Source organism: Streptomyces sp. NBC_00009 (assembly GCF_045040855.1).
Classification (GTDB): domain Bacteria; phylum Actinomycetota; class Actinomycetes; order Streptomycetales; family Streptomycetaceae; genus Streptomyces; species Streptomyces aureus.
The window spans coordinates 8,343,627-8,366,516 of the sequence record NZ_CP108312.1; the positions used below are offsets into that span (position 1 = coordinate 8,343,627).

Annotated in this window: 20 protein-coding genes; 12 read left to right on the forward strand and 8 right to left on the reverse strand. The window is 69.5% G+C overall.

The features are described from left to right. The first annotated feature begins 68 nt into the window (after positions 1-68). Entirely contained in the window at positions 69-308 is a 240-nt protein-coding gene (locus OHA58_RS38010) for a hypothetical protein (RefSeq protein ID WP_405484417.1), read from the forward strand. Between the two features lie 114 nt (positions 309-422). Here the strand turns inward: OHA58_RS38010 and OHA58_RS38015 are convergent, their stop codons facing one another. The 3 genes from OHA58_RS38015 to OHA58_RS38025 are packed head-to-tail and all read right to left on the reverse strand — an operon-like array spanning position 423 to position 3,217. After that, on the reverse strand, positions 423-1,622 hold the full coding sequence (locus OHA58_RS38015; protein ID WP_405484419.1) for a cytochrome P450: 1,200 nt from the start codon (positions 1,620-1,622) through the stop codon (positions 423-425). A gap of 31 nt (positions 1,623-1,653) precedes the next feature. Continuing rightward, entirely contained in the window at positions 1,654-3,018 is a 1,365-nt protein-coding gene (locus tag OHA58_RS38020; RefSeq protein ID WP_405484421.1) for an NAD(P)/FAD-dependent oxidoreductase, read from the reverse strand. Then, entirely contained in the window at positions 3,008-3,217 is a 210-nt protein-coding gene (locus tag OHA58_RS38025; protein ID WP_100595393.1) for a ferredoxin, read from the reverse strand. The genes OHA58_RS38020 and OHA58_RS38025 overlap by 11 nt, the downstream gene beginning before the upstream one ends. A gap of 506 nt (positions 3,218-3,723) precedes the next feature. On the opposite strand from OHA58_RS38025, the gene OHA58_RS38030 reads away from it, so the two are divergent. The 3 genes from OHA58_RS38030 (at position 3,724) to OHA58_RS38040 (ending at position 4,828) form a co-directional block, all read left to right on the forward strand. After that, positions 3,724-3,981, forward strand: coding sequence for a hypothetical protein (locus OHA58_RS38030; protein ID WP_405484424.1), 258 nt, complete (start codon positions 3,724-3,726; stop codon positions 3,979-3,981). Positions 3,982-4,008: 27 nt separating this feature from the next. Further along, complete coding sequence (locus tag OHA58_RS38035; RefSeq protein ID WP_405484426.1) at positions 4,009-4,428, forward strand: SsgA family sporulation/cell division regulator; 420 nt, start codon at positions 4,009-4,011, stop codon at positions 4,426-4,428. Positions 4,429-4,498: 70 nt separating this feature from the next. Then, positions 4,499-4,828: an NIPSNAP family protein gene (locus OHA58_RS38040; protein WP_405484428.1), complete on the forward strand. Its 330-nt coding sequence runs from the start codon at positions 4,499-4,501 to the stop codon at positions 4,826-4,828. A gap of 685 nt (positions 4,829-5,513) precedes the next feature. Here the strand turns inward: OHA58_RS38040 and OHA58_RS38045 are convergent. Beyond that, a complete protein-coding gene (locus OHA58_RS38045; RefSeq protein ID WP_405484430.1) occupies positions 5,514-6,110 on the reverse strand; it encodes a TetR/AcrR family transcriptional regulator in 597 nt (198 codons plus the stop codon). 224 nt (positions 6,111-6,334) lie between these two features. Here OHA58_RS38045 and OHA58_RS38050 point away from each other — a divergent pair, with 224 nt between their 5' ends. The 3 genes from OHA58_RS38050 to OHA58_RS38060 all read left to right on the forward strand — a co-directional run bounded on the left by OHA58_RS38050 (position 6,335) and on the right by OHA58_RS38060 (position 11,277). Beyond that, positions 6,335-9,556, forward strand: a complete 3,222-nt coding sequence (locus OHA58_RS38050) for a cytochrome P450 (RefSeq protein ID WP_405484432.1) — start codon at positions 6,335-6,337, stop codon at positions 9,554-9,556. A 131-nt stretch (positions 9,557-9,687) separates the two neighbouring features. Next, positions 9,688-10,734: a zinc-binding dehydrogenase gene (locus tag OHA58_RS38055; RefSeq protein WP_405484434.1), complete on the forward strand. Its 1,047-nt coding sequence runs from the start codon at positions 9,688-9,690 to the stop codon at positions 10,732-10,734. A gap of 243 nt (positions 10,735-10,977) precedes the next feature. Then, positions 10,978-11,277: a hypothetical protein gene (locus OHA58_RS38060; RefSeq protein WP_405484436.1), complete on the forward strand. Its 300-nt coding sequence runs from the start codon at positions 10,978-10,980 to the stop codon at positions 11,275-11,277. A gap of 75 nt (positions 11,278-11,352) precedes the next feature. Here OHA58_RS38060 and OHA58_RS38065 read toward each other — a convergent pair whose 3' ends face one another. Next, complete coding sequence (locus tag OHA58_RS38065; protein WP_405484438.1) at positions 11,353-11,508, reverse strand: hypothetical protein; 156 nt, start codon at positions 11,506-11,508, stop codon at positions 11,353-11,355. A gap of 779 nt (positions 11,509-12,287) precedes the next feature. Next, positions 12,288-13,007, reverse strand: a complete 720-nt coding sequence (locus tag OHA58_RS38070) for an alpha/beta fold hydrolase (protein WP_405484440.1) — start codon at positions 13,005-13,007, stop codon at positions 12,288-12,290. An 81-nt stretch (positions 13,008-13,088) separates the two neighbouring features. Between OHA58_RS38070 and OHA58_RS38075 the strand changes: the two genes are divergently transcribed. Continuing rightward, on the forward strand, positions 13,089-13,643 hold the full coding sequence (locus OHA58_RS38075; protein WP_405484442.1) for an alpha/beta fold hydrolase: 555 nt from the start codon (positions 13,089-13,091) through the stop codon (positions 13,641-13,643). Between the two features lie 332 nt (positions 13,644-13,975). Here the strand turns inward: OHA58_RS38075 and OHA58_RS38080 are convergent, their stop codons facing one another. Together OHA58_RS38080 and OHA58_RS38085 are read right to left on the reverse strand one after the other, a co-directional pair. Then, positions 13,976-15,901, reverse strand: a complete 1,926-nt coding sequence (locus tag OHA58_RS38080) for a SpoIIE family protein phosphatase (protein WP_405484444.1) — start codon at positions 15,899-15,901, stop codon at positions 13,976-13,978. Positions 15,902-16,337: 436 nt separating this feature from the next. Then, positions 16,338-16,973: a TetR/AcrR family transcriptional regulator gene (locus OHA58_RS38085; RefSeq protein ID WP_405484446.1), complete on the reverse strand. Its 636-nt coding sequence runs from the start codon at positions 16,971-16,973 to the stop codon at positions 16,338-16,340. 137 nt (positions 16,974-17,110) lie between these two features. On the opposite strand from OHA58_RS38085, the gene OHA58_RS38090 reads away from it, so the two are divergent. From OHA58_RS38090 to OHA58_RS38105, 4 genes are read left to right on the forward strand one after another with little or no spacing between them, the layout of a single operon-like run. Next, a complete protein-coding gene (locus OHA58_RS38090; protein ID WP_405484448.1) occupies positions 17,111-18,256 on the forward strand; it encodes a VOC family protein in 1,146 nt (381 codons plus the stop codon). After that, positions 18,253-19,191 (forward strand): fumarylacetoacetate hydrolase family protein, encoded by a 939-nt coding sequence (locus OHA58_RS38095; RefSeq protein WP_405484450.1) that lies wholly within the window; start codon positions 18,253-18,255, stop codon positions 19,189-19,191. The genes OHA58_RS38090 and OHA58_RS38095 overlap by 4 nt, the downstream gene beginning before the upstream one ends. After that, positions 19,188-20,798: a bifunctional 3-(3-hydroxy-phenyl)propionate/3-hydroxycinnamic acid hydroxylase gene (locus OHA58_RS38100; RefSeq protein ID WP_405484452.1), complete on the forward strand. Its 1,611-nt coding sequence runs from the start codon at positions 19,188-19,190 to the stop codon at positions 20,796-20,798. Before OHA58_RS38095 ends, OHA58_RS38100 begins: the two co-directional genes overlap by 4 nt. A gap of 16 nt (positions 20,799-20,814) precedes the next feature. Continuing rightward, on the forward strand, positions 20,815-22,833 hold the full coding sequence (locus OHA58_RS38105; RefSeq protein ID WP_405484454.1) for an acetoacetate--CoA ligase: 2,019 nt from the start codon (positions 20,815-20,817) through the stop codon (positions 22,831-22,833). Positions 22,834-22,890 lie beyond the last annotated feature (57 nt).

Below are 22,890 nucleotides of genomic sequence, written 5' to 3' on the forward strand. Positions count from 1 at the left end.
AGATCATCTAGATCCTGTGCCACAGCGAGCTCGGGCGGATATGCGCCGGCGACGGACTGGCTCGGCGGGTGAAGCGCGACGTGGAGGAGGGCATGGCCGCAGGCCGGTTCACCGTGGTCGACCCGGTGATCGCCCTGACCGTGCTGAACGGCAGCCTGCTGGCGCTCCTGGAGCTGTGGTGCAACCAGCCCGAGGTCGACAGCGACCAGGCCGCGGGCACCATGGCAGAGATGATCCTGCATATGCTCGGCCTTTCGCCGGATGAGGCCCGTGACCTCGCCCAGCGGCCCCTTCCCGCCGCAGCGTGAAGAGGATCCCGTCGCGCACCGGCCGATTGGCGCCGACTGCGCACCGGCTCCCGCGGCCTGCGTAATGGACCGGGGTGGCTGGCCTCTCTCGCCTGCTGTCGCCGCCCCTCAGTCTCAGAGTTGGATGGGCAGGTGGCGGGGGCCGCGCAGCATGGCGTTCTGCCGGTAGGGGGGCGGGTCCTGGACAAGGTGTGCCGTGCCGAGGTGGGGGATCAGCGCGCCGAGCGCGGCCTCGGCTTCGATACGGGCGAGTGGCGCGCCGAAGCACAGGTGGATACCGCTGCCGAAGCCGACGTGCTGGTTGTCCGGGCGGGTGGGGTCGAACCGGTCGGGTTCGCTGAACCGCATGGGGTCGCGGCTGCCCGAGGCCAGCGCCAGGATGACGGACGTGCCGCTGGGGATCGTGGTGCCGGCGACGTCGATGTCCACGAGGGGAACCCGCTCGCGCATGTGGACCGGGGGCTCGTAGCGCAGCAGTTCCTCCACCGCTCGCGGCAGCAGGCCGGGGTCTTCGCGCAGACGGTCCAGTTGGTCGGGCCGGCGCAACAGGGTGAGGACGCCGTTGGCGATCAGATTGACCGTGGTCTCGTGTCCGGCGATGAACAGCAGGATGGTGTTCGCCGCCAGGTCCTCCTCGCTGAGCCGTACGGCCGGGTCCGGTTCGTTGACGAGGTCGGAGAGCATGTCGCCGGTGGGCCGACCGCGGCGCTGTTCGGCGAGTTGGACCAGGTACTGGCCCATCTCCTGCTGCGCCTGGCCGGCTGCCTGGTCCCGTTCGGCGGTGTCACCTTCGGGCCCGATGTCGGCGGACGCGACGAGGGTGTCGGTCCAGTCCTGGAAGAGCTGCTCGTCCTTGTCCGGGATGCCGAGCAGGCGGCAGATCACGGTCACGGGCAGTGGGTAGGCGAAGTCGTCGACGACGTCGATCTGCCTGCCCTCCTGGAACACTTCCGCCAGTTCCTTGGTCAGCTGGACGATCTCGCCCCGCATGGAGTCGACCCGGCCTGGACTGTGCGGCGGGCCGAACGGCCGCATGGCCGAGTTGCGCAGCCGGTGGTGCTCGGGGTCGTCGAGCCGCAGGAACGACGGTTGTCGTGTCACCTCGTACGGAGCGGGAGCGGTGCGCGAGCGCGGATCGGCACTCATCCGGGGGTCGTGCAGCAGCGCGACGATCTCGTGGTAGGTGCCGATCAGGTAGCTGCCGTCCGCCTGTCGCACAGCGGGCCCCGCCTCGCGGAGTTCGGCGTACAGCGGGTAGGGGTCGGGGCGGTTGGCGTAGTCGGTGATCCGGGCCAGCAGGGTGTCGGAGGCCATGGTGGCTCCTCGTGGTGGGGCGGGACGTGGGTCAGCCGGGGTGCACCACAGTCAGCCGGCGGTCGGGCAGGTATCCGGTGAGCGCCACGGTGGGGCCGTGGGAGAGTGCGGAAGGATCCGGCACGTCGGAGGGGATCGGTACGTCGGCCGCGATCGCGCGGTCCGCCGCGCCGGGTGGGGGCGGGAACGGCGCGGCCGTCTCGATCAGGTGCCGGTAGTAGTCGAGCGACTTGGCCATGTCGACGGTGACGGCGGCGGTGACCCGCCCTTGGTAGCCGTAGACCATTGCCAGGCGGCGCGCCTCCAGAGAGCCCTGGGCGATGACCACGTGGTCGGAGTAGGTGGGCACGCCCACCGATTTGATGTTGAGTCCGAACTGGGTCGACCAGAACGTCGGGATGGCCAGGTGCGGGCGCCGCAAGGGCCCCGGATTGACCATGTTGTGGGCCGCCACCTCGGCTTGCTCGACCGCGTTGCCCCAGTGCTCCAGGGAGAGCATCTGGTAGCCGAACAGCGGGTGCGGGAACCGGGACACATCGCCGGCCGCGAAGACGTCGTCGGTGACGATCCCGTACATGTTGAAGGCGCGGCAGCCGGCGTCGCAGGCGATCCCGCGCGGGCCCGCCGCGAGCCCGGAGTCCGCCAGCCACTCGACGTTGCGGATCGCGCCCAGCGCCACGACGCACACGTCGGCGTCGACGCGGCTGCCGTCGGACAGGTCGGCGCCGGTGAAGCTGCCGTTCCCGTGCAGGGCGGTGACCGTCACCCCGGTGCGCAGGTCGACGCCGTGGTTGCGTTGCATGGCGGCCGCGAGTTTCCCGAGGGTGCCGCCGAGCGCGCCCACCAGGGGCGCGGGGCCGCGTTCGGCGACCGTGACCTCCAGCCCCCGTTCCCGGCAGGCGGAGGCGATCTCCGAGCCGGTGAAGCCGCCGCCGATCACCAGCACGCGCTCCGGCCCGGCGGCCAGCCGCTCGGCCAGCCCTGCGCCGTCCTCGCGGGTGCGCAGGGTGAATACTCCGTCCAGGGCGCCCTCGTCCTGGTTGGGCCAGGGCCGCGCGCGGGTCCCGGTGGTGATCAGCAGCCGGTCGTACGGCAGCGACTCGCCGTCCTCCAGCAGCACCTGTTTCGCGAGTGGGTCCACGCCGGTGGCGCGTACGCCCAGCCTCCACTCGGCGTCCGGGTCCCGGCGCATCGGCAGCCCGGTGGTGTCTGCCGTCGCCTGCCCGAGCAGCACTTGCTTGGACAGGGGTGGCCGGTCATAGGGCGGGTGGGGCTCGTCCCCGACCACGGTCAGTGAGCCGGTGAAACCCTCCTCGCGCAGCGCTTCCGCGGCCCTGAGCCCGGCCAGCGAGGCTCCGACGATGACGATGCGGCCGTCCTTGAGGTCATCGGGCACCGCTGCTCACCTCTTCCCCGAGGAGGATCGCCTGCACCGGGCACGCCGCCGCGGCCTGGCGCACGCGCTCGACCTGGTCGTCGGGGACGGCCGTGGCGTACAGCAGCCCCTCCTCGCCGTGCAGCTCGAATACGTCCGGCGCGAGAAAGACGCACTGTGCGTAGCCCTGGCAGCGCGTGAGGTCCACCACGGTCTGCATCCCCACCACTCCCTCGGTTGTCTCACCCCTCCTTCCAGCATGGGGCCAGACCCGGGCACCCGCATGCCACGGCTGCGGAGACGGAAATCCCGGGCAGCTCGTCCCCCCCCGGGGCGAGGGCTCAGCCCAGGACGTGGTCGAGTCCGAGGTCGCGCCGACGAGGGAATGGTGGATGAACGTTCGGGAATAGCTGGCAAGTAGATCACCGGTGTGGCTGATCTCCGCGGTGCAGAGCCCGAGATGGTCGGTTCAGGTCTGCATCCTCCCGAAGGCCAGGTGGACTTCGCCAGGCGGCCGACGCGGTCCGGGCGAGGACATCGAGCCGTTCATGCCGCTGCTTCAGCCGTGCGGGCCATTTCCGCCGCCTGGACGGTTCCATACGTTGTATGGTAATCCTTGTAGAGCACTTCCATACGTCGTATGGAAAAGCATTGACCACGCCAGGCGCCGCACTTCGCCTGCATGCAGCCGATGGTGCAGATCGCACCAGTCGGGAAGGGAAGACCATGAACAAGCTCACGAGGCGCATTGCTGTCACCGCTTTCTCCGTGGCGGTCGCGGGTGTCGCCGTTCTCGGTGCCGGGGGCACCGCTTCGGCCGCGACTTCTGCGTCCGCGGATGTCCAGCGCCCGGCCGTCAGTGTCGACGCCGGCGATTACCGCTGGGACCACGGTGTCGGCTACCTGCTCTTCGCGCAGGGCTACTCCTGGGACGAGATTCGTGGCTGGGACCACGATGGCCGGGATGAGATCAGCGGTCGCTGACCGCTGCCCAGGCAGGAGCGAAAGTCGATGGAGCCTTTGAAGCCCGTCGTGCAGGGGGTGGCCGTGCAGCTTGTCATCTCGCGCACCTACACGCTGTCCATGGGTTTGAGCCTGCGGTACGAGACCACTGATCCCTACGTCGTCCGTGCCGCCCTTTTCGGCGACACCGACGAGCCGGTCGAATGGGTCCTGGGGCGTGATGTTCTGGCCGATGGCCTGAAGGGTTCCGCCGGCTGTGGGGACGTCCGGGTCTGGTCGGCCGTCGGCCGTGGTGACCAAGCGATGTACATCGTTCTCGGGTCACCCGCGGGCACCGATTTGCTCGAGGTTCCCGTGCAGGACGTCAAGGCCTTCTTGGAGAACACGGAGGCGGTGATGCCACGGGGTACCGAGTCCGGACACATCGACTGGGACCTCGAACTGGCGAACCTCTTTGCAAAAGGCTGAGACGAGCCTCCCGACCGCCGTGCCGCTGGGGATCTTTGCCCCGGCGGCAGAAGAAAAGGAAAGAGTGTTCATGTCCCAGTACCAGCTTCGCGTCTACACACTGCGCAGCCCTGAGGCGCTCGTCGCCTACGAGAACATCTGGTCCAAGCACATTCCCGGTATGGCCAAGCACAGGATCACCACACACGGCGTCTGGACGGTGCCGGCGACCACCGGCAGTGAGGCGCCCCAGCTGTACGCCCTCGTTTCCTACCAGGACGCCGACGACGTTCAGCAGCGGTTGCAGGCGTACCTGTCCAGCCCCGAATTCCGCGCGGACATGGACGGCTTCGACATCAGCCAGATCGTTGGCGTCGCCGAGTCCGTGCTGACGCCCACCGCCGACTCACCCTTGCGGTGACAGGTACCGAGCCGCTCGAAGTCCGCGACGACCTGCTCGGTCGTGCCAGAACGCCGCGCAACTCCGCCAAGGCGCTCGCCGGACGGCAACGGGCAGGGACGAGATCGGCGAGGTCGGGGGGACGGTTGCAGTTGCTGAAGACCCGGCTGAGTGCCCGTCAGTACGGCACAGCCGACGCCCGGTGACATGGAGGCCCAGCCGACCGGGGGGTGAACGATTACCGGCACCGAGCGCCAGGCTTCGGCTGTTGCCGCGTCCGCAGCTCGGCCGGTCGAGTCATGTGCACGGTCGTAGTCCGGAGTGCGACCGAGCCGTACGGTAGCGTCCCGGGCCCTGGACGCTGCGGTTCCGGGGACCGTACGAGACCGGGGGCCATGCGCACCACCCAGGTGAGCGAACCAGGGGCAAGGGTGAGCGCGAGGTGGCGTAGGGCAGGCTGCGCCCACAGGGCGCGCAGGTGGATCCGTCGACGGAGTGCACCATCAGGTCGGTCAGGTGGGTCACAGATCGGTCGCCTGGCCCAGCCGCAGCACACCGCGCATCTGCTGCGGCCGCGTGGACAGGGCCTTTCTGGATGATGGGTGGCTCCTCATGGGCCGCAGCCTGAGCCCGCCCGAGCACGGGCCGGCCTCAGGCCGCAATGCTTCAGGACTGCCCAATAAATGGCCGGCGTCCTGGCCGTGCGTCATCCATCGGCGGCGAGTCGGCTCTCCAGACCCGTGATGAGCGTGTCCAGCGCCAGACGGAAGACGCCGTTCTCGTCACTGCCTGGAGGGGCGAGCCCGTCTTCGCCGACAGTGGGCGGTTTGAGGCTCGACCACTGGTGGAGCGCGCCGTTGAGCTCGGCGGTGAGGACGCCGGTGATGACGGCGCACACGAGAGCGGCGATTTGCGGGAACTCGGAGTGCGGCACCCCGGCGGCGTCCAGGATCGCGGCGAGCGAAACCCAGAACGGGTCTTCGGGCTGGATGAAGTCCGCCTGGTGGCTGAACGAGTAGGCCATGAGCTTGGGGTGGCGGTGCGCCAGCGTCCGGAAATCCGTGGCGAGCAGGCGGATGCGCTCCTGCCAGGGAGCATCCTCCAGCGTCACGGTGCGGAACTGGGTGCCGACCATTCTCGCCACGCCGCGCAGCACGGCGTCCTTGTTCGGCACGTGGTGGTACAGCGACATCGGGTTCGCATCGAGCGCGGTCGCGAGTTTGCGCATGGTGAGCGCCTCGACCCCGTCCGCGTCGATGAGCCGCAGGGCGGCGGCATAGATCCCGGCCTCGGTCAGAGGCACGTCCCTCTTTCTTGTTCCCCGCGGGGGACGCTTCGCCTTTTCCATACGCGGACGGTATCAGTTTCATACAGCGTATGGAAATGACTTCGCCCACACGGCACCGGGTTGCGGTCGACTTTCCATACGCCGTATGGTACCAATTCCATACGGCGTATGTTTCCGTGGTGCACCCCGGTATCGCCGGCGCCCCTTGCCCGTCCCCTCTCTGCACAGAGGAGCAAGCCATGACCACACAGCCCAAGAACGACCTGCGACCCATCCGGTCTCCGCGTGGGGTCCCCTTCCTCGGCCACACGCCGCAGATCCCCAGCACCAACCCAGTGGAGTACTTCGGCGAGCTGTCCAAGCAGTTCCCCGAGGGGCTCTACGGCCTGGAGATCGCCGGCATCGAGCAGGTCTTCGTCTGGGACCCGGACCTGGTGGCCGAGGTCTGCGACGAGACGCGGTTCTTCAAGCAGATCGACAAGACGCCGCTGGCCCATGTCCGGGACTACACGGGAGCCGGTCTGTTCACAGCCCACCAGCACGAGGAGGAATGGGGCATGGCGCACCGAGTCCTCCTCCCGGCCTTCAGCCAGCGGGCCATGAAGGGCTACTACGGGCAGATGCTGGAGATCGCCCAGAACCTGGTGGGCAAGTGGGAGCGTAAGGAGGGCCAGCCGGTCAACATCACCGACGACTACACCCGGCTGACCCTGGACACCATCGCCCTGTCGGGGTTCGGTTACCGGTTCGACTCCTTCGCCAAGGAGGATCTGCACCCCTTCCTCAAAGCGCTGCTGGAGGCGCTGGTTGAGTCGCTGCGGCGCTCGCAGGAGCTGCCGATGATGACCAAGATGCGCAAGGCCGATGACAAGAAGTACCGCGCGAACATCCAGCTGATGCGGGACCTGGTCGAGAGTGTGATCAAGGAGCGCCGTGAGGGGAAGGGCACCGCTGAGGATGACCTGCTGGGTCTGATGCTGGAGGCCACCGACCCGGAGACCGGCAAGGGGCTGGACGACGACAACGTCCGTGACCAGGTGGTGACGTTCCTGATCGCCGGTCACGAGACCACCAGTGGTCTGCTGTCGTTCGCCACGTACTCGCTGATGCGCAATCCGCAGGTGCTGGCCCAGGCCTACGCCGAGGTGGACCGGCTGCTGCCGGGCGACACCGTCCCGGACTACGACACGGTCATGCAGATGGACGTGATCCCGCGCATCCTGGAGGAGACCCTGCGCCTGTGGGCTCCCATCCCGATGATCGGCAAGTCGCCGATCGAGGACACCGTCATCGGCGGCTGCTACGAGCTGAAGAAGGGAACGCAGGTCAACCTCCTCGAGGGCCCGCTGCACACCCACCCCAAGGCGTGGGACCAGCCGGAGGAGTTCGACATCGAGCGGTGGCTGCCGGAGAACCGGGTCAACCACCACCCGCACGCCTACAAGCCGTTCGGCAACGGCGTGCGTGCCTGCATCGGCCGGCAGTTCGCGCTCACCGAGGCCCGTCTGGCCCTCGCGCTGGTGCTGCAGAAGTTCAAGTTCGTCGACACCGACGACTACAAGATGGACGTCAAGGAGGCGCTGACGCGCAAGCCCGGCGGCTTCGAACTGAAAGTGCGGGCCCGTCGGGACCACGAGCGGACCGTCTTCGGCGCAGTCGACCTGCAGACCGACGACATCCGGGAGCAGGCCGCGGTCAGCGGTGTCGGGGTGAACCTGACCGTCGCCTACGGCTCCAGCCTGGGCTCGTGCGAGGACCTGGCGCGCACCATAGCCGACCGCAGCGAGCGCTCCGGCTTCGGCACCACCGTGGTCGGCCTGGACGAGTTGGGTGACAACCTGCCCACCGAGGGCCTGCTCGTCGTCGTCGCGTCCAGCTACAACGGCAAGGCCCCGGACAACGCGCAGCGTTTCGACGACCTGCTCGCCGCCGGACTCCCGGAGGGCTCGCTGTCCAACGTGCGGTTCGCGCTGCTGGGCGCCGGCAACACCCAGTGGGTGGCCACCTACCAGGGCTTCCCCAAGCGGATCGAGGCAGGCCTGCTGGCCGCCGGCGCCACCCCCGTCATCGAGCGCGGCATCGCGGATGCCGCCGGTGACTTCGACGGCATGGCCACCCGCTGGATGGACACCCTCTGGACCACCCTGGCCGAGGAGTACGCGGCCGACACCTCCCAGGCCAGCGGCCCGCGCTACCAGGTGCAGCTGCTGACCGAGGCCGACGTGCGCCCCGCGATCGTCTCCGAGCAGGCCTACTCACTGACCGTCGTCGCCAACGAGGAACTCGTCAGCGACGCGACCGGGCTGTGGGACTTCAGCATCGAGCCGCCGCGCCCGGCCGCGAAGTCCATCACCATCGAGCTCCCCGACGGCGTGACCTACGACACCGGCAACCACCTGGCCGTCTTCGCCAAGAACGAGCCGGCCCTGGTCAACCGTGCCCTCGCCCGCCTCGGCGTCGACCGCGACCAGGTCCTGCGCCTGGAACTGCCGGCCGGCGGCCGCACCCACCTCCCGGTGGGCACCCCCGTGACCGCAGGACTGCTGCTCACCGAGTTCCTGGAGCTGCAGGACGTAGCCACCCGCTCCCAGATACAGGCGCTGGCCGAGCACACCGAGTGCCCGTGGACCCGGCCGCAGCTGCAGGCCTACACGGCCGACACCACCGAATCCGAGGAGCGCTACCAGACTGAGATCCTGGGCAAGCGGGTCTCCGTGCTGGGCCTGCTGGAGCGCTTCCCGGCGGTCGAGCTGCCGCTGGCGGTCTTCCTGGACATGATGGGCCCGATCCGCCCGCGGTTCTACTCCATCTCCTCCGCCCCGCTGGCCAACCCGCGCCACGTGCGCCTGACCGTCGGCCTGCTGGAAGGCCCGGCCCTGTCCGGCGACGGCCAGTACCGCGGCACCTGCTCCTCCTACATCGCAGGCCTCGAGCCCGGAGACGTCTTCTACGGCTACGTGCGCGTGCCCTCTCCGACCTTCGCCCCGCCGGCCGACCCGGCCACGCCGCTGGTCCTCATCGGCCCGGGCACCGGCATCGCACCGCTGCGCGGATTCCTGGAGGAGCGCGCCTCGCAGCAGGAGAACGGCATCGAGGTGGGCCTGTCCCAGGTCTTCGTCGGCTGCCGCCACCCGGAGCACGACTACTTCTACCGGCAGGAGATGCAGGACTGGGAGCAGTCCGGGATCGCCCAGGTGCACACCGCCTACTCCGCGGTGACCGGCCACCCGGCCCGGTTCGTCCAAAACGCCATCGCCAACGCCGCCGACACCGTGTGGCAGGCCATCCAGGACGGCGCGTACGTCTACGTCTGCGGTGACGGCCGCCGCATGGCACCCGCCGTGCGCGAGGCGCTCGCCGCCATCTACCGGAAGCACACCGGCAGCGACGACGAGGCCGCCCAGCAGTGGCTCGCCCAGCTCGAAGCGGACGAGCGCTACCAGCAGGACGTCTTCGCCTGACACCCAGACGCCGGGAGAGTGCGGCGCTCTTGACACCCGCACTCTCCCGGCCACCACTCACCCCCGCCGGCACCACACGGCACCCATCGGCCCGAACCGCCGGGCGTGCCGCTCACAGAAAGCAGATCACCATGGACACCATGCTCGCCGGACGCTTCCACATGGACAGCAAGAAGTTCGCCGTGGAGGAGGTACCCGTCCCCGTTCCGGGCCCGGGTGAAATCCTGATCGAGGTGAAGGCCGCAGGCGTCTGCCTGTCGGACGTCCACCTGCTCGACGGCTCCCTCGTCCCGCTGTTCGCCACCTCCGACACGGTCACCGTCGGCCACGAGGTCGCCGGTGTGATCCACACCCTCGGCCCCGACCTCAAGCGCGGCCTGACCGTCGGCACCCGCGTCACCCTGGAGGCCGGCAAGACCTGCGGCCAGTGCGCCGGCTGCGTGCGCAGTCGCCCCTGCACCCAGATGCGCACCGCCGGCATCGACTACGACGGCGGCTGGGCCCAGTACACCGTCGCCCGCGAGGACACCCTCATCCCCATCCCCGACAGCCTCCCCTTCGACCAGGCCGCGATCATCCCCGACGCGGTCTCCACCCCCTACGCCGCCGTCGTCACCACCGCGGGCGTACGCCCCGCCCAGTCCGTCGGCGTCTGGGGTGTGGGCGGAGTCGGCGCGCACAACGTGCGCGTGGCCCGCCTGGCCGGCGCCGCGCCGATCATCGCCGTCGACCCGCTGCCCAGCGCCCGCGAACGCGCCCTGGCCTTCGGCGCGGACTTCGCCCTCGACCCGGCTGCTGACGACTTCGCCGACCAGGTCCGCGCGGCCACCGCCGGACGAGGCCTCGACTTCGCCTTCGACTGCGCCGGCGTGCCCGCCGTGCGCGAGCAGGCCGCCGCCGCACTCGGCCTGGGCGGCTCCCTCATCCTGGTCGGCATCAGCCCCAGGCCCCTCACCATCACCGAGGGCCTGACCTTCAACTACCTGGGCAAGCAGGTGCGCGGCCACTACGGCGGCACCCCCGAGTCCGTCACCGAGCTGGTCCGGCTGGCCGAGGTCGGTCGTCTCGACCTGGCCCCCTCCATCACCGACCACCTCCCGCTCGCCGAGGCCGCCGACGCGGTCAACCGGCTGGAGAACAAGATCGGCGACCCGATCCGCCTCATCCTCGTCCCCTGACACCTGAACAGAACCCGTAGCTGAACCAAAAGTTCATCAAGACCACCTCGGGCAGGGGTGAGTGGGCGCCGGTGCTTGAGGGAGCACCGGCGCCCACGGTCTTGTGTGGACGGTCAGTTCACAAGGGACTTGGCGAGCGCGGACGACAGGGGTGTTGGCCGCGCGGATGAGGGTGCAGCGGGCGGCGTACCCGAAGCGGTGGGCGGGCATGAAGAGGTGCCGCCTGGGCATGGCCTCACTCTGGTGGCGGGTGACGAACGGGCGCAGCCGTTGCTCTCACTCGCCGAGGGCGGCGGGCAGGTGGTCGTGTTCGGCGAGCAGCCGGGACAGCAGTTCAACGCCCGCGATGCCCATGCCGGAACACTGCCCGGAGTGCAGGGTCATGCACGAGGCGAGGTCGCCGTGCAGGACGACCCCTACGCGACAGTGCTCCCCAAAGCCACCGGCCCGCTGGACGACATCGCCGACACACTTCTCGCCCGCGCCCGGCCAGCAGGAGAGCTTGCCGACGACACCGCCCTCCTGCTGGTGATGGTCCCTTGAGGCGGGCGCCGACGGCTGCCGCGACGGCTGGACATCACCGGAGGGTGACAGCTGGGCGCTCGTCGGCGCGGGGGATCAGGCGTGGTTGAGCCCGTACCGGGGGGCGAGAACGGCGACTGCCTTCTTGAGCTCCTCGCCGACGTCGTCGAGACGATCCGCTTCTGCGGGGTCGACGGCTGCGCTGATCGCCGCTATCGGACTGCCGTCGGATGCCAGCAGTGGCGTGGCCACGGCAAAGGCGTCCTTGAACGTGGCTCCGCGGTTGAAGGCGAGTCGGCGGGAGCGGATCTCGGGGAGCTCGACGAGGAACTGCCGGACCTCTCCTGCCTGTTCCGCACCGGCTCACGGAGCATCAAGGTGCGGCGATCGCTGGTGCGATCCTGACGGCGCCGACCCACGACAGGCCTCACGGGTGGACGGCAGGTGGCGCGGCCGCGGAGCATGGCGTTCTGCCGGTGGGGGGGGCGGATCCTCAACCAGGTGTGCCGTGCGGAGGTAGTTCGAGGGACGCCGTCAGGCCGGTCGGCTGTCAGCCCAGCGCGGTCGAGGTACCGGGCATCGGCGACAACGCGCAGGTGGTGGCGGAGGTGCTGGACGCCGACGTACCGGTGCTGGTGGATGCGGACGGGCTGCGTACTCCGGCCATGGGGGAGTCAGTGGGGGAGCGGTATAGCCACCAGCTCCTCCTGGCCGTCCGTTTCACCCGGACCTCGCCCGGCAGTGGATGTCCGCGTGTGGGGGCCTGGATACGGTCGCTTCCAACGGCGACACGACAGGCCACAAGGGACCACTGAGGCGCAGGATGGCGGGGCCCCTTGTTGTTTGTCCGGCAATGCCGGCCCTCGAGCCGGTACCGCATCGACCCGCCTGTTCCGGCAGTCCGACGGCCAACGACATCCGCGACCTCCCTCCGGGATCGGCGACACGACAGGCCACCACTCCCACGGAGTCGCCGAGCCCATGCCTCATCGGAGAAAACGCGCTCATCACGCCGGACAGACAACAGCTCCTCAGGCATTCCAGTGCGCCTCAAGGGCTGCGGCCACCTCGGCGGGCTTCTGGATCAACGTCCAGTGGCTGCAATCGAGCTTGACGACCCGGGACGCTCGCACAGCTTCGCCGAGTTCATCGGCGAACGCGATCGGACAGGCCGGGTCGAGCGTCCCCCAGAGGACCAGGGACGGCGCGGACACGTTCGCCAGTTCCGGTTCCCACTCCGCGCCCACCGTCACGGCGGAGCGGTACAGCTTGAGGATGCTATCTCTCATCGACCCGTCCACGCGACGGACCATTTCCTCGGCCACGTCAGCCGGGACATCGAGTTTGCTCAGGTCCTTGGCGAAGGACGCTGGGTCAAGCTCGTTCATGAACCGGTCGCCCTCGACCGGGTCCTGCCAGATCTTGGCCAGCGGATGCCAGCCGTACTGAGCACTGACCGGAGCGCTGCTTCCGGCCCACGTACGAACCAGGTCCGGCCGTATCGAAGCGACGCGCGCGGTGAGAATGCAGCCCCAGTCATGGCCGACCAGGTCCACCGGCTCGCCGACTTGCTCCAGCCGATCGATGAGCCAATCGACGTACTCCTCTTTGGTGGAGCCGAAGCCTTGCGGCCGCGGTGCGCCGAAGCCGGGCAGGTCCCAGGCCTCGACGTCACTTCGGCTCAGGTGCTGGCGCGCGCCGTCCCACACATGGTGGGTGTCGGGGACGCCGTGTATCAGTACTGCAGGCATGAACGAGCTCCTTCTAGGATAAAAACCTCATACATGAGGTTTTTATCAGCAAAGCGCGGTCCGGTTCCTCCGTTGCAGGCGATGCGCGAGCGGTTCGGCGGCCAGTTCTACTGGAACTACTTCCAGAGCCCCGGCGTCGCGGACACCGAGCTCGCGAAGGACCCGCACGCCACCTTCCGCCGCGTGATGTACGGCCTTTCCGGCGACAACCCGCACAGCGACCCGCCGATCGAGCCGCTCGTCCCACCGGGCAACGGATTCCTGGACCTCTTCGAGGACCCCGAGGAACTTCCCGCCTGGCTCACCGAGGCCGACATCGACACACTCGCCACGGAGTTCACCGAAGCCGGGTTCACCAGCGCCCTCAACTGGTACCGCAACTTCGACCGCAACTGGCAGCTGACCGCCCCATGGGAGGGCGCCCAGTACCAGATGGCCGGCCGCTACATCACCGGCGATCGGGACCTGGTCTACGGATTCCCGGGGATAGACCAACTCCTCCCCGCCCTGCCCACGCTCCACCCGACCGTCGGACCGGCGCACATCCTGCCCGGCTGCGGCCACTGGATCGCCGAGGAACGCCCCGGCGAGGTGAATGCGGCGCTCCTGGAATTCCTCGGCGCCCTGAACAGTTGACGACCAGTCGGCTGCGGTCGAAGTCGGCACGTCTTTTCGGCAGCTGCCGTGGGAGCGACGGGCGCCACAGTAGTGCGGGCGCCGTCACAGCCCTGATCGCGGTCTGCGGTGCAGCTGGCATCTCGAGGACGTCACATGTTGCTCCTCGCCGCGTCGTCCGCGGACGGAGTGCCGCCGCGCTGCCGTCGCCGGTCGGCTCCCAGGCCGGCGAAGTAAGCGACGAGGTCGGGGTTGTCGACCGCCGCGGGGTTCAGGACCTGCTCGGCGGGGACACCCTGGAGCAGGCGTCGAGAAACCTCGTGATCGTCTCGGCGGGCCGGGCGAGATGGTGCTCATACGACCCCAGGAATACCCTCCACGTCCAGCGCTGCCGCGCCGGAGAAGAGCTCCGGCGCGGCCAGGGCGCACTCTGCCCAGACCGTCTTGCCACTTCGGGCATGGCGCGTTCCCCAGTGCTCGGCGAGTTGGGCGACGAGGAACAGACCTCGCCCGCCCTCGTCGAAGACACGGGCCCGGCGCAGGTGCGGAGTCGTGCTGCCGGCATCCGCGACCTCGCACATGAGGGTGCGATCGTGGATGAGACGCAGCTGGATGGGAGGCTGGCCGTAACGGATGGCGTTGGTGACCAGTTCGCTGACGACCAGTTCGGTGGTGAAGTCGAGTTCCTCCAGTCCCCAGGTAGTCAGCTGCTTGGAGACGCTCGCTCTGACCCGGGCGACCTCGGCCGGGTCGGTATCCACGTACCAGGTGGCGACCTGACTGTCCCCCAGGGTGTGGGTGCGGGCCAGGAGGAGTGCCACGTCGTCGTGCGGTCGGTCTGCGGGCAGCAGCGCTTCGAGGACGGTGTCGCAGGCGGCCTCCAGGGAGAGAGCGGGCCGGGCGAGGGCCTGGCGGAGCAGGGTGAGACCCGTCTCGATGTCGTGGTCGCGGGCCTCGATCAGGCCGTCGGTGTAGAGGGCGAGGAGGCTGCCCTCGGGCAGGTCGATCTCCGCCGCCTCGAACGGCAGGCCGCCCAGGCCGAGTGGCGGGCCCGGGGACAGCTCGAGGATGTCGGCGGTTCCGTCCCGGATCATCACGACGGGCAGGACGTGTCCCGCACGGGCGAGGGTGCAGCGGCTGGCGACGGGATCGTAGACGGCGTACAGGCAGGTGGCCCCGATGTCCCCCGCGGATTCGGTGTCCGGTTGGGCAGAGACTTCGGCGGACAGGCGGATGACGACGTCGTCCAGGTGCGTGAGGAGTTCGTCGGGCGGCAGGTCGATGTCGGCGAGGGTGCGCACGGCGGTCCGCAGCCGGCCCATGTTGGCGGCGGCGTGGATGCCGTGGCCGACCACGTCGCTCACCACGAGTGCGACCCGGGCACCGGACAGCTGGATGACGTCGTACCAGTCGCCGCCCACACCGAGATCGGCGGCAGCAGGCAGGTAGCGGCAGGCGACCTCCATCGCGGACTGAACAGGGGTACCGCGCGGGAGCAAACTGCGCTGGAGGGTGAGGGCGGTGGCGCGCGCGTGCGTGTATCGGCGGGCGTTGTCGATGGCCACCGCTGCCCTGGCTGCGATCTCCTGGGCGAGGAGCAGGTCCTCGTCCCCGTACGCATCGGGCTTGTGGTGACGGAAGAACTGAGCGACACCCAGCGTGGCGTCTCGAGCGCACAGCGGTACCAGCAGCATCGATGCGGACGGGCCGAGGTGGTGCTGTGAGGCCTGGCCGGTGACCAGGGCGCGAGCCGGTGGGGATCTGTCCGGATACCTGTGGAGCTGCTGCGGCGCAACTGACGATTCCCCGTAGATCGCTGCCAGGTAGGTCGTCTCGGGGAAATCGTCCATCACCGAGACGACCCGGCGGACCACGGATGTGGCCTCCGAAGGAGGCTCCTCTTCGGAAGGCGTGTCGAGGAGGTCAATCGTGACGGCGTCGGCGAGGTGCTCGGTGGCCAGGTCCGCCAACTCCTGGGCGGTGCGCGCGATGTCCAGCGTCGTTCCGACGCGTGTGCTCGCTTCGTTTATTACCGACAGCCGCCACTGCACCTGGCGATCCCGTTCCTCCTGAAAGGCCAGGACGCCCGTCTCCGACGTGTGGTCCATGTACTCGCTCGACAGTGCGATCAGCTTGCGTGTTGCCGCGGTGATCGGCTCTGCATCGCTGGTGAGCCGGGGCAGCTCTTCGAGCAGCCGGTCGAGGATATGGCCCTGCGCGAGCCGGAAGGCGCGCAGCATCGCTGTGACCGGCTTCCCGCGCTGAGCCAGCCGACGCACGCGCTTCTGCGTCGCGGGCCGGCGGATCGATCCGCCTTGGCTCGATGTCGTGCTCGATACCGAAAAGCATGGTGATGACGTGCTCGGTGATGTTCTCCCGCGTCATCTGTGCGATGTCCGGCTCGTCCCACAGCTCGGGGACCTCGCGCCGCAGGCATTGCTCTACGTCGTGGAATCCCTCGTCCGCTCGCGGGCTGAGTTCATGCGCGGCACGGGACAGGAGACTGTCCGCGGTGAAGTCCACGCTGACGACGTTACGCCGCCCTGGTTGACCGCGAAGCCTCAGCTAGCCGCATCTGGTTGCGCGGTGTCCGGGAGGAGCCCGGCCTCACGGACTGGGCGGGGTCGAGGATGACGGTCTGCGCGGCCACCGGCGGACGGGTTGGCGCCCAGGGCTTTCGGTGTCCACGGGCCCTGGCGCAGCCGGTGCTCCTGGTCAACTGAGGCCGGGCAGCGGCCGCCGGGTCACCTGATGGGCGTCGTCCGGCGGGACGCCGAGCATGCGCAGGGCCATCTCGGCCAGGTCCGAGGCGGCCTCGTCGCCGTCGAGGTCGGGGCGGGCCAGCCGCAGTGCCACGAGGGACAGCAGGGTCCCGCCGAGGGCGGACAGGGCAGTGGTCGGGTTGGTGCAGGTGAAGCGGCCCGAGGCGATGCCGATCTCCAGGTCGCGCAGGGCTCGAGGGGCGAGGCCCCGGTCGGTGTGGATCTGGGCCAGACCGCGGTCACGCAGGATCCGCATGAGTTCGGGGTGGGAGTCGGCCATCCGGGCGGTGAGCCGGAAGCCCGCCGCGACGAGCTCGGCCGGGTCGTCGATTTCTTGTACGCGCTCGTCTATGACCTGCCCGAACTCCTCCAGGGCGTCTGTCACCGCGGCGTCGAACAGCTCCGTCTTGGACTCGAAGTGGTTGTAGAAGGAGCCGAAACCGACGTCCGCGCGCTCGGCGATGGCCTGGATGCTGGCGCTGGTGTCCCCGGTCTCCGCGAGGATCTGCCGGGCCGCACGGACGAGCGCCTGACGGGTCTCGGCACGGCGCCGTTCGAAGCGGTTCTTGGGCGGGGCTGACGTCGGCATACGGCGAGTGTAACAACCGTCACGATCAGTCTGCCATTACTGATGAGATTATCAATTATTTGGGTCCACCCTATTGACGATGGGTAACGCCAAAGTTGATGATTTCCTCATTGCAGCAGTGTTGCTTGGAGGACACCATGTCCCACACCTCCGTTAACAGGGCCGCTCCCCAGACGCCCCACCAAGACCTCCACAGTGAGCAGGGCTCCTTGCGCGGCGAGCATCCGGGACGGTCCCGGAATCCCGTGATCAAGGTGGCCGACCTGGGCTGGCTGGAGTTCGAGAAGCCCGACCTGGACCGGGCCGAGGTCTTCGCCCGTGACTTCGGCTTCGCGATTGCCGCCCGCACCGAGGGCGAGCTGTGGCTGCGCGGCACCTTCGCCGGCTCACCGTGCATGGTGATCCGCAAGGGGCGTGCGTCGCGGTTCATCGGGCCGGCGTTCCGCGCGGCCGAGCGGGCCGACCTGGACCGGCTGGCCCGCGCCACCGGCAGTACCGTCCGGGACATCGACGTACCGGGCGGCGGGCAGTCGGTCGCTCTGCTCGATCCCTCGGGCCTGCCGGTCCGGGTCGTGCACTGCGCCGAGCAGCTGCCCGCCCTGCCCGAGCGGCAGCCGCTGATCCTCAACTTCGGCACCGATCACCGTCGTACGAACGCCACCCAACGTCCGCCCCGTGAGCCGTCCCGTATCCAGCGGCTGGGCCATGTGGTGCTGGAGACACAGGTGTTCGCCCGCACCCTGGACTGGTACCTGGACACCCTCGGGATGATCGTGTCCGACTTCCTGTTCCTGGACGGGCAGCGCGGGCGCGGGCCGACGATGGCGTTCGTCCGGTGCGACCAGGGGAGCGTGGCCGTCGATCACCACACGCTGGCCCTGCACCTGGGGCCCGGAAGCGGCTACGTCCACTCCGCCTACCAGGTCACCGACCTCGACACGATCGCCGCCGGTGGGGAGTACCTCGCCGAGCGCGGCTACAAGCGCAGCTGGGGCATCGGCCGGCACATCCAGGGCAGCCAGCTGTTCGACTACTGGCGCGACCCCGACCACTTCATGCTGGAGCACTTCGCCGACGGCGACCTCTTCTCCTGCGACCTAGACCCCGGCTGGGCGCCGATGTCGGCGAGCGGCCTGGCCCAGTGGGGCCCGCCGGTCACCCGCGACTTCCTGGGCGCCAACCCTTCCCCCGCCAAGCTGCGTGAGGTCATGACGGCCCTGCGTGGCGACAACGAACTCGATCCCGCACGCCTGCTGGGCCTGATGAAAGCGATGAGCTCATGAGTACCAACGTTCTGCGCACCACCGACGGCTGGTGGGTCGTCCGGGACGAACGCGCCGTCCGCGTCGAGACCAAGGCGGCCACCACCGCCGAACTGCTCGCCGACCGGGACGCCGTCCGCGAAGCCGCCGCCTCCGCCGGGAGCGGCACGCCCGTCGCCGGCCTGGTGGCGCTCCCCCCGGTCACCACCCCCTGCCGGGTGGTCGCCCAGATGGTCAACTACCGCAGCCACGCCAAGGATTCGGGCTTCACCGGCGACATCCCGCCCACCTTCTTCCGCAAGGCATCCGGCTCGGTCAGCGGCCCCCATGGCACGATCATCCGCCCCGCGCACGTGAAGTTCCTCGACTACGAGGTGGAACTCGGCCTCGTCATGGGCGCGACCCTGCCCGTGGGCACCGTCGTCGAGGAGCAGGACCTGCCGCGCTACGTCGCCGGCCTTGTCCTGACCAACGACGTCAGCGCCCGCGACGTCCAGCTGACCAAGACCCAGTTCTACGAGAGCAAGTCATATCCGACCTTCACGCCGACGGGTCCGTACCTGGCCCTGCTGGAGCCCGAGGACTTCACCCATCTGCTGAATCTTCGGCTGCGGCTGTCGGTCAACGACGTGTCACGCCAGGACCGCACGCTGGCCGACATGATCGTGCGGCCCGCAGAGGCGCTCACCTTGCTCGCCCGGTTCCAGACCCTCGCCCCAGGCGACCTGCTGCTGACCGGCACTCCCGGCGGCACGGCCCTGAAGGCCCCGCCCAAGGCGGCCGAGAAGATCGCTGCGCTGCTGCCGCCCGCACTGAAGTGGAAGGCATTCTTCAAGAGCCAGGGCAAGAACCCCAAGTACCTGCACAGCGGTGACCTCATCACCGCCACGATCGCCACCCCCGACGGACGGATCGACCTCGGCGAGCAGCGGACCCCCGTTACGGACGCACCGTGAAGGCCACAGTCCGTAGGCCGGTGGTGATCATCGGTGCCGGACCCGTCGGGGTCACGGCCGCCCTGCTGCTCGCCCGGCACGGAGTGCGCAGCGTCGTACTGGACCGCCACCGGGACGTCTACCCCTTGCCGCGCGCCGTCGTCGTGGATGACGAGATCCGCCGGATCCTGCAGAGCGTAGGTGTACACGAGGAGTTCGCCTCCCTCACCCGCTCGGCGCCCGGACTACGGCTGCTGGACGCCCGGCGCCGCGTGATCAGCGAGTTCCCGCGGTCCCTGCACGGGCACCACGGATTCCCGCAGACCAGCATGTTCGACCAGCCCGATCTGGAACGCCTGCTGCGCGACGCCCTGGCGCGCCGCCCCGAGTGCGAGCTGTGGGGCGGGGTGGAGGTCGTGTCCGTCACCCAGGACATCGACGGACCGAACGATCCCACGGGTCCGGTCCGGGTCACCTTCCGGCGCGACGACAGCGACGAGGAGGAGCACCTGTGGGCCGATGCCGTCCTCGGCTGCGACGGTGCGGGCAGCGTCACCCGTGACGCCATCGGCACCCTCTGGGAGGACCTGCACTTCGAAGAGAGCTGGCGGGTCATCGACGTGCGCACCAGCCGCCCGGTACGCACCTGGGAAGGCGTCGAGCAGATCTGCTGCCCCAACCGGCCGGCCACCTTCATGCGCGTCGGCGAGGACCGCTACCGCTGGGAGTTCAGGCTGGCCGACGACCAGAACCTGGACGGCCCGGACGGATGGGAGCGCCTGCGCGAGCTGGTCGCCCCCTGGGTGGACCTGCCGCCCGATGCCTCGTTGGGCGACGACTTCCAGGTGATCCGGCAGGCCCAGTACACCTTCCGGGCCCGCCTCGCCGATCGGTGGCGCCGGGGGCGCGTCTTCCTGCTGGGCGATGCCGCCCACCTCACCCCGCCCTTCGTCGGCCAGGGTCTGTGCGCGGGCCTGCGCGACGCCCACAACCTCACCTGGAAACTCGCCCGCGTCCTCCAACAGGGCGCACCCGAGGGGCTGTTGGACACCTACGAACGCGAACGCAAGCCGCACGCCCGCCATGTGATCCGGATCGCGGTCGCCGTCGGCTGGGCCATGACCGGCGGACAGGACCGGGGTGCGGCGTTCCGCCGGGCCGCCGTGGGCACGGCCTGTCGCATCCCCGGTGTGACCGCGGCGGTGAGCCGTGACCTCAGTCCCGCCCTGACCGCCGGTCCACTCGTACGGCGCCGCCCCAAGCTGACCGGCCGCGTGCTGGCCGGCACCTTCTGCCCGCAGCCCTGGGTGCGGCATGACGGCAGGCGAGTGCGCCTCGATGACGTCCTCGGGGACTCCTTCACCGTCCTGACCGCTGTGCCGCCCACGGCGCAGATGACGGCCGTGGCCACGGCACTCGGCGCCTCGACGATCCGCGTCGACGACCTGGGCGACGACAGCACCCTGTCCGGCTGGCTGGCACGCGGCCGTGCCGACGCCGTCCTGCTGCGCCCCGACCGCGTCGTGATGGACACCATCCCGGCCGGCACCGGCGACTTCACAGACACCGTCGCCTGGGCCCCCCTGCTGCACACGGCCCGCCGAACCGCCGACGCCCGGCCCGCCTGACGAGGAGCACCACACCATGACCACCCCGCACCCTGAGCCGTATACGGAACCCTTCTTCACCCCCGACCCGAAGTCGGCCGCCCACAGCCGCATCGCGGACTTCGCCCGATGGGCGGCCCGGCACCGGGGTGCCGAAGGGATCCAGGAGCCCACGGACTACCCCGCCCTGTACCAGTGGTCCGTGACCGACCTCGAAGGGTTCTGGGCTGCGGTGTGGGAGTACTTCGACATCGACGCGACGACTCCGTACGAGCGGGTGCTGGACGAGGAGACCATGCCCGGCGCCCGCTGGTTCCCCGGCGCCACCCTCAACTACGCCCACCACGCGCTGCGCAACCTACAGCCGGACGCTCCCGCCATCATCGCCCTGGACGAGACCGGAGCCGGCTACGAGATCACGGGCCAGGAGCTGCGCTCCCGGGTCGCTTCGGTCGCTGCCAGCCTGCGCGACCTGGGCGTCGGACAGGGCGACCGGGTGGTGGGCTACCTGCCCAATACTCCCCACGCCGTCATCGCCTTCCTCGCCACCGCCAGCCTGGGCGCGGTGTGGTCGGTGTGCGGCCAGGACTACGCACCCAAGGCCGTCGCCGACCGCTTCGCCCAGCTCGAACCCACGGTGCTCATCACCGCGGACGGCTACCTCTTCAACGGCACCACGCATGACCGTCGCGCCGCCTCGCTCGAACTCGCCGCCGCCCTGCCGACGCTGAAGGCCACGGTGCTCGTGGAGCACGTGGGCCTTACCTGGCCCGAGGGCGGGCACCCGGGGCTGACGGTGCCCTGGGAGGACGCGGCCACCCGCACCGAGGACCTCTCTTTCGTCCAGGTACCGTTCGACCACCCTCTGTGGGTGGTGTTCTCTTCCGGCACCACCGGACTGCCCAAGGGCATCGTCCACGGGCACGGCGGGGTCCTGCTCGAACACCTCAAGATGCTCGGCCTGCACACCGATCTGGGCGCAGGGGACCGCCTGCTGTGGTACACCACCACCCACTGGATGATGTGGAACCTGGTCGTCTCCACCCTGCTGACCGGTGCCACCACCTGCACCTACGACGGCAGCCCGGCACCGCAGGCGCGTCCGGACGTCCTGTGGGAGCTGGCGGCCCGTCACAGGGTCACCGTCTTCGGCACCAGCCCGCAGTATCTGCTGGCCATGGCCAAGCTGGGCATCGAACCCTCCGTGCACGACCTGTCGGCCGTCCGTGTCGTCGGCTGCACCGGCTCCGCTCTGCCCGCCTCCGCCTACCCCTGGGTCCGCGACCACGTGGGCGCAGGCGTCCAGCTGGCCTCCACCAGCGGCGGCACGGACATCGTCTCCGGCTTCGCCGGCAGCACCTCCACGACCCCCGTCTGGGCGGGGGAGCTGTCTGCCCCCGGCCTGGGCGTGGCGCTGGCCGCCTACGACACGACGGGCGCCCCTGTCCTCGATCAGGTCGGCGAACTGGTCGTCACCCGGCCCATGCCGTCCATGCCGCTGTACTTCTGGAACGATCCCGACGGCAGCCGCTACCGCGACGCCTACTTCGGCGCCTACCCCGATGTGTGGCGGCACGGCGACTGGATCACGCTTACCTCGCACGGCTCGGTGATCGTCCACGGCCGCTCCGACGCCACCCTCAACCGCAACGGCGTGCGCCTGGGCAGTGCCGACATCCACGACGCCGTCGAACGCCTCCCCGAGATTTTCGAGGCCCTCGTCATCGGTGCGGAGGAACCCGACGGCGGCTACTGGATGCCGCTCTTCGTGGTCCTCGCCGACGGGGTCAGCCTGGACGACCCCCTGCGCGACCGGATCCGCGACGCGATCCGCGCCGGCGTCTCACCCCGCCACGTCCCCGACGAGATCCTCGCTGTACCGGCGCTCCCGCACACGAAGACCGGCAAGAAGCTCGAGGTTCCCGTCAAGCGCCTGCTCCAGGGTGCCCCCGCCGAGCAGGTCCTGAACCCCTCGGCGGTCGACAACCCCGAACTGATCGCCTACTTCGCCCGCTTGGGCGCGGAGCGGAACAAGCGTTCAACACACCACACATGACGTCGGTCAGGGGACCACAGGCCCACGTGACAGCACCGGGTCCTTGTGCCCCGCCCG